The organism is Pseudoalteromonas tunicata (assembly GCF_002310815.1).
Classification (GTDB): domain Bacteria; phylum Pseudomonadota; class Gammaproteobacteria; order Enterobacterales; family Alteromonadaceae; genus Pseudoalteromonas; species Pseudoalteromonas tunicata.
The window spans coordinates 2,703,146-2,719,467 of sequence record NZ_CP011032.1; the positions used below are offsets into that span (position 1 = coordinate 2,703,146).

Annotated in this window: 11 protein-coding genes; 4 read left to right on the plus strand and 7 right to left on the minus strand. The window is 37.7% G+C overall.

Going from position 1 to position 16,322, the window contains the following annotated elements; genetic code table 11:
* Window positions 1-307: 307 nt before the first annotated feature.
* Window positions 308-2,566: a hypothetical protein gene (locus tag PTUN_RS12325; RefSeq protein ID WP_009837245.1), complete on the plus strand. Its 2,259-nt coding sequence runs from the start codon at window positions 308-310 to the stop codon at window positions 2,564-2,566.
* Window positions 2,567-3,125: 559 nt separating this feature from the next.
* Here PTUN_RS12325 and PTUN_RS12330 read toward each other — a convergent pair.
* Both PTUN_RS12330 and PTUN_RS12335 read right to left on the minus strand, forming a co-directional pair.
* Complete coding sequence (locus tag PTUN_RS12330) at window positions 3,126-3,812, minus strand: LytR/AlgR family response regulator transcription factor (protein WP_009837246.1); 687 nt, start codon at window positions 3,810-3,812, stop codon at window positions 3,126-3,128.
* Window positions 3,806-5,017, minus strand: a complete 1,212-nt coding sequence (locus tag PTUN_RS12335; RefSeq protein WP_157742134.1) for a sensor histidine kinase — start codon at window positions 5,015-5,017, stop codon at window positions 3,806-3,808. Before PTUN_RS12335 ends, PTUN_RS12330 begins: the two co-directional genes overlap by 7 nt.
* Before the next feature lie 490 nt (window positions 5,018-5,507).
* Here PTUN_RS12335 and PTUN_RS12340 point away from each other — a divergent pair, with 490 nt between their 5' ends.
* Window positions 5,508-6,368, plus strand: a complete 861-nt coding sequence (locus PTUN_RS12340) for an ABC transporter ATP-binding protein (RefSeq protein WP_009837248.1) — start codon at window positions 5,508-5,510, stop codon at window positions 6,366-6,368.
* A complete protein-coding gene (locus tag PTUN_RS12345) occupies window positions 6,368-9,529 on the plus strand; it encodes a hypothetical protein (protein WP_009837249.1) in 3,162 nt (1,053 codons plus the stop codon). Before PTUN_RS12340 ends, PTUN_RS12345 begins: the two co-directional genes overlap by 1 nt.
* A gap of 822 nt (window positions 9,530-10,351) precedes the next feature.
* On the opposite strand, the gene PTUN_RS22230 is transcribed toward PTUN_RS12345, so the two are convergent.
* From PTUN_RS22230 to PTUN_RS12370, 5 genes are all read right to left on the minus strand, one after another.
* On the minus strand, window positions 10,352-10,678 hold the full coding sequence (locus PTUN_RS22230) for an alpha/beta hydrolase (protein WP_232284981.1): 327 nt from the start codon (window positions 10,676-10,678) through the stop codon (window positions 10,352-10,354).
* A 555-nt stretch (window positions 10,679-11,233) separates the two neighbouring features.
* Entirely contained in the window at window positions 11,234-12,256 is a 1,023-nt protein-coding gene (locus PTUN_RS12355; RefSeq protein WP_009837252.1) for an acyltransferase family protein, read from the minus strand.
* An 84-nt stretch (window positions 12,257-12,340) separates the two neighbouring features.
* On the minus strand, window positions 12,341-13,009 hold the full coding sequence (locus tag PTUN_RS12360; protein ID WP_009837253.1) for a lipase family protein: 669 nt from the start codon (window positions 13,007-13,009) through the stop codon (window positions 12,341-12,343).
* A gap of 42 nt (window positions 13,010-13,051) precedes the next feature.
* Window positions 13,052-14,407, minus strand: coding sequence for a M23/M56 family metallopeptidase (locus PTUN_RS12365; protein ID WP_009837254.1), 1,356 nt, complete (start codon window positions 14,405-14,407; stop codon window positions 13,052-13,054).
* Window positions 14,407-14,784 (minus strand): BlaI/MecI/CopY family transcriptional regulator, encoded by a 378-nt coding sequence (locus PTUN_RS12370; protein WP_040643709.1) that lies wholly within the window; start codon window positions 14,782-14,784, stop codon window positions 14,407-14,409. Before PTUN_RS12370 ends, PTUN_RS12365 begins: the two co-directional genes overlap by 1 nt.
* A 304-nt stretch (window positions 14,785-15,088) precedes the next feature.
* Between PTUN_RS12370 and PTUN_RS12375 the strand changes: the two genes are divergently transcribed.
* Window positions 15,089-15,949, plus strand: a complete 861-nt coding sequence (locus PTUN_RS12375) for an alpha/beta hydrolase (protein ID WP_009837256.1) — start codon at window positions 15,089-15,091, stop codon at window positions 15,947-15,949.
* Window positions 15,950-16,322: the final 373 nt, after the last annotated feature.

The following is a 16,322-nucleotide window of genomic DNA, read 5'->3' on the forward strand; positions in this document are numbered from 1 at the left end:
ATGTAAAAAAGACTAAAAAAGATTTATCCACTATCGAGATGATTTGTTCCTTAATGGGAACTGTAAATTATTGATGATTCAGGTTTTAATAAATTCAATATAAAAGTAGCTAAGTATTGAGCTTGTTTAGCCCGTATTCATTCATAAATTTTTAATAAGTAGGATGGATTTTTTACGCTATAGTCAACACTTTCCTAAAGGAAGTCAGGTCATCAAAGGGTGATTTGTTAGGAGAAACTGACCTTAATCACTTGGATGTGGCCATTGTTAGTTAGCTATATCCAGTACTAACAAAAGGACTCGCGTTATGACTACCGAACTAAATATTGAATCCATCCAAGAACTGCTCGAACCTATCACCACGCCACTTGGCAAACATTCAGGTGAACAACTAGTCTATACGGACTCCCTCAATGAGCCAGTCTCCTTTAATTTTCTTGGGGCAAAAGGCGCTTTAGATGGTGAAATTGATGTAGAGCTTTTTAACTCAAAAGATGACAAAGACGACAGCCGTATTTTGTTTAGCATTGCAACAAACACACAAGAGCATGAACTAAGCCCCGCTATTGCCTATCACGGTGATAGCTGTTGGTTAAAGTATTCATTAGAAGCCAATATTAAAGGTGATGGTCACTATTCATTAAGTGAACTAGGTATAGGCATAGATGCTAATGAGGGACTACTTATCTCATCTTATCGTCGCCATGCACCGACAGAAACATTGGGAAACGCTGTTATATCAGACGTACGAACTTTCCCTCTTATCTTTTCAGTCGAAGACGTAAAATCGATACAACCCGAAGAAGCATTAGAGATGGAAACGAGTGGAAAGCTCGTTGCCAATGCTGAGTTTGCCTGGGGTGAAATTTTGGCTTCTAGTCTCTCAACATTTAGCAAGTTACTTGATCAAGGAGAGATCTTAGATATCAAACTAGATGCCTCTTTATCAGCTCAATTAAATGTATCGATTGAAGGCGGCTTTAAAGTGGTATTTTATCGACAACAAGGCGATAACAATGTTGTTCGAATTGGTGTTAAGAAATCAAGTTTGTATGAGTTTGATGGGACTATTAATGCAGGTATTAAAGCTCAATTAATTGATCCTCAAAACTTTAAGACCGTCTACACAGCAATTGTTGAAGGATTTTTTGAAGCACCACTAAATAAAATAAATCAAATTCTTGCATTGGTTAATACAGACGATATACCTGACGAATTGAAGTTTTACATCAACAAAATCTCTGATCGAATCGGTTTACAAGATGGCATTGATACAATAGAAGACATTAAAGAAAACATTGAACAACTGCAAAAGAAAATCACTGACGGTATCATCCAGGCTGCCAAAGCCAAAGCGGAGTTGAGTTTTGCCTATGAGTACAATCGCCTCACTGAAACTCAGTCCTTAGCGGAACTTATTGTCAGTAATGCCGCACTGGAACACGTTCATGGACATGCACTCGCAGGTCGAATTTTAGATATGACTGCAATGGTTAATAATGATTCAGTCAAACTTGAGCGCTTCTTCTATCAAAAAACGACCAAAATCGAAAAATCCTATGGTTTTAATTTAGGCTTTGGTAAATGGCAGGCCATGAGCCGCAATAATTCATCAATAAAATATGTTGAAAATCAAAATGCATCAGGGGAAGTAAAACTCGCAACTATCGCAATGCGTGGGTATAAAGACAACTACTTTGGTGAAAAACGAGATTTTTATATCTCCTTTGAGGCTCAAATGCCTGATTATTCCCTATCGAGAGTACCGAGCATCAATGAGTTTAAACTTGGTTTAACTCTGGTCCACCAAAAAGAAGGGATTGATATTAACCCAAGGGAAGTGCAAAAACTTGCTGATGAATTTGCGGTTTGGCAGCTTGCTCCTGCGGGTGAGTTAGAGGATGCAACTGAAAAACTCCTAACCACGCTTGATGGTGCAACAGATATCAAAATTGCCAGAACCATCACGGTCGATCATCAAGCCTTTATCCAATTACTGCCCCTATTAAGCGAATTTGATATTCATCGGTTGTCAACCAGTTTTGCCGCAGCTCTGCCCACTGCAATGCGACTGCAAGTCGGCCGCGCGACACCATCGTTAAAAGTTAAATACTATCAACCAATACTCGCGTCATATCTTAACGGTGATTTCTCACGACCAGATGACCTTGCTGCTTACGCTTACCAATATCTTAAAAAAGAGGGTATGGGTAAACTTGCGAGAAAAGAAAGAGATTGGCGCTCAGCGGGCGGTAGCATGCAATTCCACTTGGGTGGATTAGCTAAATATCATGGTGATATTAGAAAAGAGCTGAAAAACCTCTGTAGTGGCATGAAAATGCTTAAACAAGCCTACACAACAGGCTTAAGTCATGAAGTACTTGATGATGCATTTTATCTATTTGATGACATGGGTAAAAGTGAGCTCTATACCCGGATTTTTGGTAATTTTTTATTATCCTGCGCCAATGAGTTCGAAGAACTTGCCGGTACACTGACCTGCTCTGCAGTAATTGACTACAAAAAAGATGGCCAAGTGCAGCAACTAGTGTGGGGCATGTCGTAAGGGAATATATTAATCGACGGGCTTTTATGCAGTTAGCCCGTTTGCAACTTCAAGCTAAATAAAACCCCGCGTTACAACATCCAAGAATTAAATCTCAGTCTGCAACCGACCCATAACAAACTGTATCCATAGAAGGCGAATAAACGCGTCAATTACTCAAAGACGCTGCGCTACACCGAGAGTGAACAATATTTGTGAGTTTGTGCTGGTGGGATAAGTAAAATGAAAAATCGCTGTGATTTTGATATTTAAAAGCTATTTTCACCACCGAGTTCATCGAGACGCTGCGCTACACCGAGAGTGAACAATATTTAAGAGTTTGTGCAGGTGAATAATTAAGATGCAAAATTTCCCCTTGTAGTGCATTTCCCGAGACAAGAGCTGAAACAATTACAAAGCGAAAATTATACAACTCACTGCCATTAAAAATAGGAAACTTATCATCCTAAAATTCAAAAACCTAAAGAATTTATAATTTTAATTCAATGTGTTATAAAATTTTTAATTCGAAATGCCACTCGGATCACTTCTATTCTAGCTAGCATTAAAACTCTTTGTTTTATGAAAGCAGTCGCTGGAGATTTTTCTTAAAGGTTTTACTGGCTTTGACTGTTCGACCGCACTCCAACGTCAATAAGTCTGTTTCTAAAGCGACTACCTTGACATTATTAACCACATAAGACTTATGTACTTGGGTAAATTGCCTATTAGGAAGCGCTTCAATTAATAACTTTAAGCTACTACTTACCAGTACCATATCATTGCCCTGCCAAAGTTTTACATAGTTACCATAAGCTTCTAATAAGGTGATATCAGTTAAACTAAACTTTCGTTTTTCTCGGTCGACCTTAAGAATAATATGCTGCGGTTCAGGTTTATTTAATAATTGCTTTTGAGTACGTAACCTAACTTTATCTAATGCCAAAGAAAGGCGCTCACCACAGACTGGTTTTAATAGATAATCTGTTACATCTAACTCAAAACCTTGAATAGCATATTCTTGATAAGCACTGATGATGATAACTTGCGGGCGGTTCCGTAAGACCTTTAATAAATCTATCCCGTTAAGGTCTGGCATATTAATATCTAGAAAAAGTAAATCGACCTCATTACTAGCAAGCCAGCTCAGTGCTTGGGTTGCATTATAACAACGGCCAACGATACGAATATCTGAATGTTGAGCTAGATGATATACAATTACTTCATGGGCAAGTGGTTCATCATCAATCATTAAGGCTTTTAGCATGATGTAAGATCCAAAGTCATTTTTGCGCACCATAGCTCCCCGATAGGACCACTACTTATAGTGTGTTTGCCAGGATATAAAAGTGTTAATCGACGACTTAAGTTTTCAAGGCCCAACCCACTTGCTTTATTGTGCTTATGAGTAAAGATAGGATTCTCACATATAACGGTTAATATGTTTTTATTTAATTGCATGTGAAAACGAATATGACTTTTTTCAATCGTTGGTTCAACGCCATATTTAAAGGCATTTTCTATTAACATTATGATTAATAACGGCGGTAGTGTGAATTGTTCGGCGTTTTCTGGCCATTTCAGGTCCAATGTACATTTATCGAGGCTTCTGATTTGCTCAAGAGCAATATAATCTTGTAGATAAGTAACTTCTTGCGCCAAGGTAACTTGCTCTTTTTGCCCTTCATAGACGGTATAGCGCAGTAAGTTTGAGAGTTTCACGACTAAACTAGGCGCGTCATCCGACTTAGTCAGTATCAACGCATAGAGATTATTTAGCGTATTAAACAAAAAATGCGGGTTAATTTGTTGTTGTAACAGTTTTAGCTCTGTATGAGTTTTCTGAAAAGAAATTTGTGTCACTACTGCGTTTTGCTGTTGGCGTTCAAAAACTAAAATTAACGGCGTACTGATTGCTAATAACGAAAATATAAATTGGTAGTTTGCAGGCGCAAACACGTGATGAAATGATGAAGGAAACAAAATAATATCAGGCGTATTCAATGGTAGCCACAAGACCAAACTTGCAAAAATTGGGGTGACGATAATGATGCATATTAAAGCTGCAGCAACAAATGCAAGTATTCCTTGTTTTGCTAATACTTGCCTGATAAGACCATAGCGGTTTATTGCGAAGACACTACCAAATAGGGATGCCACGATTAAAAACTGCCAGAAATACTCGAAAAACTGACCAAATTCAGTAACTATATTACTTAAATCAATGATTACTTTCTGCGATTGGTTGTCCTTAGGGTCTTGAGTGCTATTAAACACCCCCGCCATCACTGTAGCCCAACCGACTAACAACATAGCAATCACCATGTTGAGTGAGAACAGTTTTGATATCCATTGCATCACACGAGTTTTTTCACGCATTGTTGAAGCGTGATTAATAAAGCATGCGGTACTTGCCAGCACAACAAATAACCAGCCTTGGGAACTCAACAAAGACCAGTGTTCAAAAGTCATGTTTTGTGCGCTTATTACCAATGACAATAACGGATAGCATATAAAACCGAGAAACCAAATTATGATCGCATGGTTGCGTGGTCTATTGCCTGCAAAATGATGGGCTATAAAAAATGGCAAACTCTCTAAGATAAGTTGCAACATTATTTGCAAATATAAACTGCCACTATTTCCTTGTAGCGATAAAAAACGAATATGTGCCTCTAACAATACGGCACAAAGTAAAGGCAAATTTAGATAGCGTAATGATCGTTTAATGGTTTTAGCTAGCATCTTAAAATAGCGTGTCTTATTTTAGTTCTACCAATTTTCTGCAAAATAGCATCTTTATTTACTCTGTCACAAACTTAATGACAAAACGACCGATTCAACTGATGAAGATACTTTTTAATCTCTCATCATTGCGTTTATTCACTTCATCCTTGTCAGATAGCTTACCTGTGCACCAACTCGTAATCTAGCGTTATCAAAAATCCAATAGATAAACTCTATGCTTAGCGTGAAAAATATTAATAAAAAATATGCAGATGGCACCCATGCACTGAAAGATGTATCACTAAACTTGCCTATCGGTATGATTGGCTTATTAGGGCCTAATGGTGCTGGAAAATCGTCATTAATGCGCACTCTTGCTTGTTTGCAAACGCCTGATGATGGACAAATAATATTTGACGGCATTGATTTAAGGCAAAACCCTAATGAGCTGCGAAAAATATTAGGTTATTTACCTCAATACTTTGGTGTGTATCCACATATGAGCTGCCAGGCTCTTCTAGAGCACATGGCGATATTAAAAGGCATTGATAAAACAACAAGAGCGCATCAAATCGTCTCATTATTAGCTCTCACCAATCTGAACGATGTCGCACATAAAAAAGTAGCCACTTTTTCTGGAGGCATGCGTCAGCGTTTTGGTATTGCACAAGCTTTGCTCGGCGACCCTAAATTTATCATTATGGATGAACCCACCTCAGGATTAGACCCTGTTGAACGTGAACGCCTTCACAGTTTATTGGTCACCATTAGCAAAGAGAAATTGGTGATTCTATCAACTCATATCGTCGAAGACATTGAAAACCTTTGCCATCATGTTGCATTACTAATTAAGGGAGAAGTCATCGATAGTGCTGATGTAAAAACCTTAATTACACCACTTGAAGGCTGTATTTGGCAAACCCACATTGAGCCAGATGCTAATAGTGGTATTCAAGTTCTTAGTAAAAGCTACCGTTTCGGCGAACCTTGTTTGCGTCTTTACAGCAAAACTAAACCCACTGCTAATGCAACGTTGGTTAAAGCAAACCTACAAGACCGATATTTTTTTGAGTTACTAGCAAAGGAAACACACTAATGTTGTTTATTAATGAATGGCGCTTTTGTGTTCGTCAGCCTCTGATCTTAATCTGTATGGTTTTAATGCCTATTTTAGCTTTGTTACTAAGCGGGGGGATTCAGGAAGAAAGTTATAATCCCGCAAATCAATTACAGCTTTCTCATATCTTCTTATTAATGATGATATTACCTCTTGTGCTTGGGGCGTTATCGCCCATTGTTTTTCTGCGCGATACAAACTCGAACATGAGTGAGCTAATTAATTGTACCTCCATAACTTACACCAAACGCTGGTTATTACGTTATGGCATTATGGTCACTCTGTTCTTTATGCTTTTTATTTTATGCTTTTTTATGGCACTGGTAGGATTTTCGCTAGAGTTTGGTTTTTCGGCGGACTTTTTTACCCTCACAATACTCAATCTACTCTTATTAGTCTTGCCCAGCATATTGTTTACAACTGCTTTTTCTATGTGGCTTTCAATTTACTGGCAAAGTACGATGATTATATATGTTTGGATAGCCGCATCAGGTATCATTTATTTACTACTTGGCAGTATGGCGGGATCACCTGTTCTAGCTGGTAGTATTGTTATCAATGACTCTTTTTATAATACTATGTTATGGCTCGATCCATATGGCATAACTGCATTGCTAGAAAGCATCAATTTAGCCAAAGGTTATACCAGTATTGAACTACTCACAAATCGCCTCGCTTATTTACTGCTCACTGTAGCACTTGTTTATATTGCACTGACTAAAAAACCTAAAGAGAAAGTCCACAAAGAGATTGTTGATAACCTTAATGTCGCTAAATTATCACAACAGGCCAACACTAAAAACAAACTAGCGACCCACTTACCTAACTCCCCTTTTATTCAATTAATCAAAGTATCCGTTTTCACCTTATTACACAGTCGGATTACCCAAATCATACTCCTCATTTGGCCTATGATAATTTTTAATGAGGTGATATCCGGTATCAGTTATGCCGAAGCTATGTCTGTAATTTCGCCTAATAGCATTGATGCACTTAACCTCGTCGCTTTTGATTTATTTTCAGTACTTGGCACTTTTGCGATTGCCTTATGGAGCTGGCTGATTTGCTCACGCGATAAAAGCTATAATATTGCTGAGTTGATTGCTGCGGCTCCAATATCTAATCGCCAACTGATTGGCACTCATATTATTGCCCTTGGTTTAATGATCGTATTACTACTATTGCTCACTTTTGCGAGCAGTAGCCTCGCTCAATTGCTGGCAGGGAGTGAATGGTTATTTCATCATTATCTAGTGCAGTTAGGCCTAAGTGGATTACCTTTATTTTTACTCGGTACGTTATTTGTTTGCTTACACCACCTTTGTCGTTCAAGTATGACTTCTGGTGGTATTGTCGCCTTGATTATTTTAATCAAATTCACACCAATTATGACCTCTCTAGGCATGACTCATACACTTTGGAATATTGCAGGGACACCGTTGCAAGCGCCTGATAATTTCTGGGGATATAGTGCCAGCATTTCAGTTTACTTACCTTATATGGCGCTCTGGATAGCGGCTTCTTTGAGTCTAGTTTTACTTGCCATCAGCCGCACACACCGTGGTACAGGTCTAGGTAAACTGTCAATCATGAACTTACCAAAAAGCGTGATGATGTCTTTTTCAGTCACTTTTCTCGCGGGACTAAGCTTGCATTTTGCACTCGTTGATGAGAAACCTTTGACCAATTCAGACAAACGCGAGGCGTGGAAAGCGCAATATGAAACTCGCTTTGCTCACTGGCAGCACAAAGCGCAACCTGTGGTTGTTCACATTGATTCCGAAGTTGATATTTACCCAACGCAAGAGTTTGCAAACTTTAAACTGATTTACACGCTAGAAAATCGTACGGACACACCTATTAAACAAGTATTAATCGGACGATACGGCAATTATGCATTTGGCAATATCAACCTTACCGGAGCGACATTAATTGAATTTGATGATGATCTTAATCAAGGCATTTATCAATTCGCGCAACAGCTAATGCCAGGCGAACAACGTGTGATGCGAGCCAATTTTAGCTTTAAGCAATCACACTATTGGCCACACCGTTCACACCAAGTAGTCAAACCTAAATTTACCTATTTTCGCGCAGATCCGTTACTACCAACTGTTGGTTATCAAGCTGTTTACCAACTGCACAATGCTCAACTACGTGCAAGATATAAACTAGAGAAAATTGAAAACATAGCCCCTTTGGAACGATTAAAAGAAAAGGAAATAGAAACTGATACTTATAAATGGACGTCTTTAAGTACCGTGATTTCAACTGAAGCGGGTCATCATGCTATCAGTCAAGGGGAATTAGTCAGCACTTGGGTTACTGGCAATCGCGCTTTCTACAAATTCCAAACAAAGCAACCTGTTCGCGCAATTGCGACTTGGTTGTCAGTGCCTTATGCACCGCTTTATCAAAAAATAAACGGAACTACCCTCAATGTATTTTCCCCTCAGACAAATGAAGCAAAACAAATAAACCTCAAAGCAATGGCTGATACCTTAACTTGGTTTGCAGAAAACAGAATGCCCTACACTGGTGCTCAACTTAACCTGATTTCTACTCCTGATATCGGCGCTGATATCGACTCTGGCGGATATGCTTTACCACAAATCATTCTGATAGAAAATACGGTTGGTTTTCGTGCTATGCCTTCAAAAGACGCAGGTTTTGACCCGCGTTATCGTAGGGCCGTTCATGAAACTGCTCATCAATGGTTTGAATATGGTATTAATAATGGCGTTAATGAAGAGCCTTCATTTCTTAACAAATCACTAGCGAAATATATTGAGATAATCCTCATTGAAAAGCACTATGGCGAAAAAGCTATGTTATCGCTAATCGAGCTTGAGCAAAAACGCTATGAACTTAGCCAACGTAATAATATTCAAGTACCAGTCGCACTTATCGATGCGAATCAAAAACATGATATTCATTCACGAGCGACGCTAGCATTTGCCAAATTACGTAAAACAATCGGCGATAAGCCTATAATTGCGACACTTAAGACTCTTTGGAGGCAACATGCTTATCCAAACACACCCGCCACTTCAATGGATTTTGTTCGGGCATTAAAGCGCCATGTTACCTCTACTGATCACCAACTGATTGATGAGTTGTTTTTAAACAAGACAAAATAATCATATAAAGCACCTCGAGTTTTTCGATACAGTTGAATCGAGCAACACATAAACTGCACTTCGAGGAGCTTGGTATTGTTGTATATATCAATCGGATATTTAATTAATTTCTCACTACCGAATGCTCAGAGGCACTCTGCTAAACCGAGAGTGAACAATATTTATGAGTTTGTGCTGGTGGGATAAGTAAAATGCAAAATCGCTGTGGTTATGATCTTTAAAAGCTATTTTCACCACAGAGACGCTGCGCTACTCCGAGAGTAAACAAGATTTAAGAGTTAAAAGTGAAGCGTAAGGAAGTATAAAGTTACCAAATAAAAGCTTTATAAAGCCAATCTCATAAAAATACTGCCTAGTTTAGCTAGCTACATGTGCCATGAAGAACACTGAAATATGAACTAGCTCAGTGTCACCTCTTAGTAAATTACAGTCGGTTATTCGGGCTAATTTTAGGCAAATGTGAGTTAGGGCTTTGCTCTATTATTTGAATTTAAGATTTTTTGGACTAACAAAACGCCTCAGAGTCGTTTGGCATCTCAACGAACATAGATCGCGAGAATTTCGCCTTGTTATAGATCGCTATGCTGATTACTGTTTTGTTTAGCCTTGCTCTTAGTTTTTAACCATAGGAACTATCGCTAAAGTTAGTAATAAGGCAAGAAAAACTCACCAACGTATAAACAAATATCCACCTAAATAAGATGCCTGAAATAGACATACCACAAGCCGAGCAAAGCCATTGAGTTATATTTTTCAAATTATTTGGAGTCCTTCATAATGCTTTTAGCAGCAAAGCTGTTAGGCAGCCGCAGTCTAAACTTATTAGTTGTCTTTGCTTTGTTTAGGGAGAGCTTTTTGAAGACCATAGGTTAATAACACTGCAAAAGCACTGTGATGGGATAACCCTGCGAGTACTTTGGATTGGATACTTAACCCTTGGTAATTTCGTGACTTTAACTGATCCTCAACTGCTAGCATTTCCTTAACCATGTTGCCTTCTTCACACCCAATGTACATATACACCTGTGCTTTCATGGCCTTATTACTTTTTGCATAATTACTTTCCAGCTGAAACATCGCTTTATTGTCATACCAGAACGATGGGCTACCTAAAATGTAGTGATTAAACAGTTCAGGATGAGTGATCAAAATGTTGGCGCCAAGCAGCCCGCCATATGAATGACCAACAAATATTTTTTATCTTGTCTGATTCGGTATGTATGGTTAATCAAAGGTAAAACTTCATCTGAAATGAAACTAATGTACTGGCTAGCTTTACCTGAATACTTTTGAGCTTCTAGCGAATCTCCCCTTCCTTCATTTGGGGCATATGTTGGTGTGTGTAGTCCCGAGTACGACTAATCAAAGGGTCATGTCCTTTGCCCCGACGATAATGACATCCTCAATATCTCTGCCTGCCATTAGATGTACAATGCCACTTGCCGCAGCAACGGAATAACCCCTGTCATTCAATAATACCAGAGGGTACTTTTTATTGCTTTGTGTATAATTTTTGGGCAAGCGTATATAGGGCTCATATTCTAATCCACTTTTTTCAGATTTTATTTGCAAGGTATGCGTATTTCAAATTTTAAATTCTGTGCTCTCCTTCGCACTTAACTGTAGAGAGCAAAAAACAACAGCAGTAAGCGCCAGCTTAATAAACTTACTAAACATTACTTCTTTTCCTTAAATGTGTGAAAACTAAATGTTGAGCCTCTTTGTATTCGAGAAGCTTCTAATTCTATTTGCAATAGGCCTTTCAAAGAAAACGTAAGATATATGCGCAAAAAACACACTCAAGCTCAGTGATAATAACAGCTTAAGTTCAGTATCTAAATTAAACTTATTAACCATTCCAATAATAGGCAAATGCAATAAATAGAATGAGTAAGACACTTTACCTAAAAAATCACCAATCTTATTTGCTAAAAAAATATTGTTGTTCGGTACTAAAAAAACAACACAAAAGAATACTGTGCTCATAACAAATAGGACTTCATAACTAAGCCACATTCTTTTCTTGTCACCCTCGTTAACAGGTGAAAAATCAGGATACAACAGAGGTATTAAACACAAAGCTAATATAAACCAGTTGCTCTTCATATAACTCGGCACTTTAAGTGATTTGTAATGCAAGCCAAATATAACGCCAATAAAAAAATACGGAAACGTTCTTAAAGTACTGAATAAGTTGTAAGGAATACTTTCAATTTCACCAAATAATCTTGGGAAATCAGCTAAATACCAAAACATCATAAAGGCTACGATTAGTAAATATATATACCCTTTTCTATCGCCTGCTAAAAACCAGAAAGCGATAAATATAATATAGAATTGTATTTCTGGTGGAATTGTCCAAAGCACGCTTTTACCATGTATAAACAAAAGGTGCCCTATTAACGAATTAAGGTCAGTCATGTTGTATAAAATGTCATAATTATTTTGAGTTAATAAGTAAGAGCTAAAAACAATTACAAGGTATAGGGGTAAAATTCGGCCAGCTCTAGCTAATAGGTATCGTTCAATGTTTGCTCTGCTAAACTTGGTGTCTAAATAGAGAAGTGACATTAGAAAGCCACTAAGAAGGAAAAATAACATTACGCCATAGGCTCCAGAGCCGCCTCCTAGAGAGCCATTTAACCAATGAGTAATATCTGAAAAGTGGGTAAAAAATACGATTAGGGCAGCTAAAGCTCTTAGAGAGTTTAATTTTCTAATTTCCATGAAGTTGATTTAATCCTTAGCTTATTACTTTTTAAGTTGCTCAAATTGAACTATCTGCTGTATGAGCATAGAGCTTATACAATACTACTGAGGCTTTTTACGCTTTAACCAGGCTTTAACGGGTACTATCCATTCTTTTCTAGGGGTGAAAAAAGCGCCATGTTCTTTACCCGTTGAAGTCGAAATTTCTTTGTAAGAACTAACGGTACCAACACTCCTAGCAACTACATCATCACACGAACCCACAGAATCAGATGTCTCATACACTGAAAATAAATGACCATAAATAGCGATTTTTGCTCTTTCAGCTAATCCGCTGGTACAAGCCGCTAAGATTACAACGTTAATATCCATATTTTTTAAATTGCTCGATGCAATTGCCGCAATAAACCCACCACGGGAAAAGCCTACTAACGATATATTGCTCGCAGGTACGCCTTTTTTTAGTAATTTAGTTACTTGTTTAGCTAACTGTTCAGCATACTTAAAAGGATGAGTTTTAGCTGGCCGATGAGTAGCAATTAAATGATAGCTTGAGTCGGCAAGTTCCTCTTTAATAGCTGGAAAGTTAAATTGCCCCCAGCGCTCATGGACAGGAGTAGGATCGGTGCCCTCTACAATGAGCCCGTGAGAATAGAAAACATATTTATCAGATGAATTTATTTTGTCGGGGAAACTATCAAATATTTCACCGCCATAGCTAAATGAACTAAAAAGAAGAGTAAAAATAATAAAAAATTTTTCTTTAAGCATGCCACACCTTTATAAAGCTAGAAGTGCCTGAAATAAAAGCTATTACCTTGTAGTTTTAGCGCCGAGCACTAAACTAGGATCAACTCTTTGATTGTCTTTAATTACTTCAAAGTGAAGATGAACGCCTGTCGCTTTACCTGTATCACCAATGACGCCAATAACCTGCCCAGCTTTAACCCAAGAGCCGACTTTGGCATCACTCGATTCTAGATGTGAATATAACGTTTGGTAGCCATTTTTATGCTGAATTAATACAGTATTCCCATAGTTCGAATGCATGGTTTTGTTATCTGAAATAACTATAATTCCATCAGCAGCAGACAGCACAGGGCTTCCTCTTTGGGCAACATAGTCTACACCTCGATGTGGCTTATAATCTCTGACCTTACTTATGCTACGAAATGTTGAGCTTATCGTATGGCTATCTAGTGGATGCTGCCAAGTTAGCTTTCCCGTCATTGTGGGAGCTTTTAAGAGTGTATGTAGACTAAAAATAATAAGTATCATTAAAGAGAACTTTAAAGTTAAAGTAAGTCGGCTTTTATTCGCTGGAGAAGCAATGTTTGTAAGCCTCGCTTTGTAATCATCAGCGCAAAGCACACCAGAATTAAATTGAGCAACTGGATTGTTGTTATCAAATTGGACGCTTTTTTTTAATGATTGCAGCAGTGCTTTGGCATAATCATGCTTGTTAATATTAAAGCGACGTATCGTCAGCTTGTCACACCTGTGTTCCATAGCTCGAATGAACTGCCACTCCATCTTTTTAACAAATGGGTTTATCCATAAAAGTGTACTTAAGACCCTCCATAAAAGAATTGTAATATGATCTTTGTTTGTAATGTGGGTTAGCTCGTGCTGAATCAAAATGCTTTGCTGATCTTTTTTTAGCGATGAAAAATATTTAGGTAGCACAACATAGGGGGTTGTTATGCCAATGACAAAAGGGCTATGGTTTTGAGAGGAAATTACAACCTTCACCTTACTAGTCGGCAGCTTATTTATTGATTCAGAAGATCTTGATAAGCTTTTGAGTTTTTGCCACACAACCAATAATTTAACGAGTTTTAAGCAGGTAAAACCAAAGTAACCAACAATTAGCGCTGTTGCGATTAAATCCACTTTCTGCAAACTTGCATGGGTGATACCGGCTTGCTTTACTATTTGTGCACTTACCAAACTTGAGTTTATATAATCCAAATCAGGGATAGGTATATTAATAGTGCCAAGAGATAAAGGGATAAAAGGTAAAAAGCTGGCTAAAAGCGCAGACCACCAAATACTTGGTGAGCTATTATCGTACTTGGTTATATAAGATGAGCAAGCATAAACAAGCCCAGAAAATATAAGCCAAGGAAAGAGACTATTTACTATGAATTGAATGATGAAAGAGTCCACTACTTTTGTTTTTCATCCTTTGAAAGTTGATTTAACAATTCCTCTAATTCATCGACTTCAGCTTTATTTATTAAACGGCTATCAGCGAACATAGTGACAGGTAGTGGTTCATCTAACTCTAAGACATTGGTTGCGAACTCCTGCATGTAGGATGCTATCGTCGGTATTTTCTCAATTAATGCTTTAAAGGTATTTTTGTTGCCAGAGGAGCCAACTTCTAAAATTCCCTTATTGCCCATTCTTTCTAAGGTTTTACGTGTAGATGAGTATGACCAACCATACTTTGATTCTAAGTGTTCATGAATTTCTTTGGCTGTACGTGGCTGCTTTTTCCAAAGTAATTTCAGTATTTCTAACTCTGTTGAATTGGGTTTCATATAAACATTCAAGAGGTGTGACTTGTGTCGCACCATAGCATCCTGTATGTTAAAAAGCAACTTTGTGACATATGTCACACTTTGATTTTGGAAATTTATGATAATGCACATTGAGCGCTTAAGCCGTTTAATACCATAGATTTCCATATCTACATTACCGCAATTCCGCTCAAAAGAGGAAACTCATTTTACAAAAAATGAATACGAGATTGGTTATGTAACGATTGATCATTTTGATTGGTATATCAATACCAAACATCTAAAAGCTAAAAAATTAAACTTATAAAAATCTAGGAGAAATCACATGAAATTGCCTTTTGTAAAATGTTTGGCTTTAATTTTTATGCTCAATATAATTTGCAACAATGTTGCACTTGCTGAAAGCCATAGGTTTGAAATTGCTAACAGTAAAGTAGTTACAATTGAATCCACAGTGCTAGGTACAAAGTACGATTTATTTATCAAAGTACCGCGCAGTTATTTCTTGGCAAAAAATAAATCTAAAAAATACCCTGTACTTTACCTAAATGATGGACCTTATACTTTCAAAGTGGCTGCTGGTGTAACTCACATGCGAAACATGGATAAAGTCATTGTTGTTGGTATTTCATTTGCTCATGGAGAAAATGGTCAGTTTAGCCGAGTTAGAGATTTAACACCTGTAGTTGACCAGAACTGGACAAAATACACAACTGGTGGAGCAACTGAGTACTTAGAGTTTATTGAGAAAGAAGTCTTTCTGTACGTTGAGCACAATTACCGAGTTAACACTGAGCAACGAATATTGTCTGGACAGTCATTAGGAGGATCATTTGGCGCTTGGGTACTGTTAACTAAGCCGGAGCTGTTTTCTACCTACATCTTAACCAGCCCTTCGCTCTGGTTTAAAAATAATTGGATATTTGAATTAGAAGATAAGTATGCCGAGAAGAACAAATCTTTGAAGGCTAATGTGTTTATGGCAACTGGCGCATTAGAGACTTTAGAAAGTGGTATGAAAGAAGATATGGTCGCAGGTCATGTAAGATTTGTTAATCGTTTACGCTCACGTAATTACCAAGGCTTAAAACTAGAGGATGAAGTAGTAAAAGGAACAGATCATTACTCAACTTTTCCTGTTGGACTTTCAAAAGGGTTGGTACTATTTTACGAATTACAGAAATAACGGCTAGTGTGACTGACTGCTTTAGCCCGACTATCAGCCGGATAGCAAAAGTGCTATATTAAATATAACATTCCTTGGTTTTGAGATGTGTATGCCTAACTATATTCAACCTAGTGCTAATCATAAATTTGTAGGTATACGCAGCAATGGGAAAGTTAATTTAAGCTAAAACCCTTTAGATGAAATCGAATTAATTCAGCGTGGTTTAGATATTAACAGTGTTGAGAAATTAACAGTGTTGAGAAATTTAGGCTTGAGTTACGTTGGCATATTCAATCCTTTGCTAAAGCAATTGGTACAAACACTAGAACTTTCGAACGTCATATAAAAGAGCATAAACGTTTAAATGCAACTTTGAGTGAAAATACCACTG